General features: G+C 54.4%; 2 rRNA genes (1 of these 2 cut by a window edge). Both read right to left on the bottom strand.

The annotated features are described in order from the left end of the window. Positions 1-50: 50 nt before the first annotated feature. Positions 51-163: ribosomal RNA gene (gene rrf / locus ABS761_RS16635) — 5S ribosomal RNA — on the bottom strand. Between the two features lie 154 nt (positions 164-317). After that, positions 318-2,500: ribosomal RNA gene (locus ABS761_RS16640) — 23S ribosomal RNA — on the bottom strand; it runs 791 nt beyond the window's last position.

Below are 2,500 nucleotides of genomic sequence, written 5' to 3' on the forward strand. Positions count from 1 at the left end.
CCCATAAAAAAACCCCCGCAAGGTTTATTTTGCGGGGGTTTTGCATCAGAGCCTGACGATGACCTACTTTCACAGATGTCCATCCACTATCATCGGCGCGAAGGCGTTTCACTGTCCTGTTCGGGAAGGGAAGGAGTGGGGCCACCTCGCTATGGTCGTCAAGCATAACCGGTTGTGCGCCACGCTGCCGGGGCCCCGATGGCGATCGGGGTTCGGCGAGCTGGCACACCAATTGGAAGAAGCACACGCGGGTTGTCTTGTATTGCAAATCGCTTGCTTTATTTCGGCCGTCTTCACGCTACAACCTGCAAGGTTATAGGATCAAGCCGCACGGGCAATTAGTACTGGTTAGCTGCACGCATTGCTGCGCTTCCACACCCAGCCTATCAACGTCCTGGTCTCGGACGACCCTTCAGGGGGGTCAAGCCCCCGGGATACCTAATCTTCAGACGAGTTTCCCGCTTAGATGCCTTCAGCGGTTATCTCTTCCGTACGTAGCTACTCGGCAATGCCATTGGCATGACAACCGATACACCAGCGGTACGTCCACTCCGGTCCTCTCGTACTAGGAGCAGGCTCCGTCAAGTATCCAACGCCCACGGCAGATAGGGACCAAACTGTCTCACGACGTTTTAAACCCAGCTCACGTACCTCTTTAAATGGCGAACAGCCATACCCTTGGGACCGGCTACAGCCCCAGGATGAGATGAGCCGACATCGAGGTGCCAAACACCGCCGTCGATATGAACTCTTGGGCGGTATCAGCCTGTTATCCCCAGAGTACCTTTTATCCGTTGAGCGATGGCCCTTCCATTCAGAACCACCGGATCACTATGTCCTGCTTTCGCACCTGTTCGACTTGTCAGTCTCACAGTCAAGCACGCTTATGCCATTGCACTATCAGCACGATTTCCGACCGTACCTAGCGTACCTTCGAACTCCTCCGTTACACTTTAGGAGGAGACCGCCCCAGTCAAACTGCCCACCATGCACTGTCCCCAACCCGGTTAACGGGCCAAGGTTAGAACCGCAAACAGACCAGGGTGGTATTTCAAGGTTGGCTCCTCCGAATCTAGCGACTCGGATTCAACGCCTCCCACCTATCCTACACAGGCCGGTTCACAATCCAATGCAAAGCTACAGTAAAGGTTCATGGGGTCTTTCCGTCTAGCCGCGGGTAGATTGCATCATCACAAACATTTCAACTTCGCTGAGTCTCAGGAGGAGACAGTGTGGCCATCGTTACGCCATTCGTGCAGGTCGGAACTTACCCGACAAGGAATTTCGCTACCTTAGGACCGTTATAGTTACGGCCGCCGTTTACCGGGGCTTCGATCAAGAGCTTGCACCCCATCACTTAACCTTCCGGCACCGGGCAGGCGTCACACCCTATACGTCGACTTTCGTCTTGGCAGAGTGCTGTGTTTTTAATAAACAGTCGCAGCCACCGATTCACTGCGGCCCCTTCATGCTTTGCGCGCAGGCGCATCACATTACCAGGGCATACCTTCTCCCGAAGTTACGGTATCAATTTGCCGAGTTCCTTCTCCTGAGTTCTCTCAAGCGCCTTGGAATACTCATCCCGTCCACCTGTGTCGGTTTGCGGTACGGTCATCATAGGACTGAAGCTTAGAGGCTTTTCCTGGAACAGCTTCCAATCAGTTCAGGACCAAAGTCCTGTCCAGCCACACCCTTGAATCACGCGCCCGGATTTGCCTGGGCGCCTTCTATGATGCAGCAACGGGGACATCCAACACCCCGATGACCTTCTGCCATCCGTCCCCCCATCGCATCCTACGACGGTGCTGGAATATTAACCAGCTTCCCATCAGCTACGCATCTCTGCCTCGCCTTAGGGGCCGACTCACCCTGCGCCGATGAACGTTGCGCAGGAAACCTTGGACTTACGGCGAGGGGGCTTTTCACCCCCTTTATCGCTACTCATGTCAGCATTCGCACTTCTGATACCTCCAGCAGACCTCTCGATCCACCTTCGCAGGCTTACAGAACGCTCTCCTACCGCGTGCAACCTAAGTCACACACCCGCAGCTTCGGTAACTGGCTTGAGCCCCGTTACATCTTCCGCGCAGGACGACTCGATCAGTGAGCTATTACGCTTTCTTTAAAGGGTGGCTGCTTCTAAGCCAACCTCCTGACTGTCTATGCCTTCCCACTTCGTTTCCCACTTAGCCAATTTTAGGGACCTTAGCTGGCGGTCTGGGTTGTTTCCCTCTTGAGTCCGGACGTTAGCACCCGGTGCTCTGTCTCCCACGCTGCTACTTGCCGGTATTCGGAGTTTGCCATAGGTTGGTAAGTCGCCATGACCCCCTAGCTATAACAGTGCTCTACCCCCGGCAGTAATACGTGAGGCACTACCTAAATAGTTTTCGGAGAGAACCAGCTATCTCCAGGCTTGTTTAGCCTTTCACCCCTATCCACAGTTCATCCCCTAGTTTTTCAACACTAGTGGGTTCGGTCCTCCAGCACGTGTTACCGTGCC

The sequence above is a fragment of the Castellaniella sp. GW247-6E4 genome, assembly GCF_040276065.1.
Lineage (GTDB): Bacteria > Pseudomonadota > Gammaproteobacteria > Burkholderiales > Burkholderiaceae_B > Castellaniella.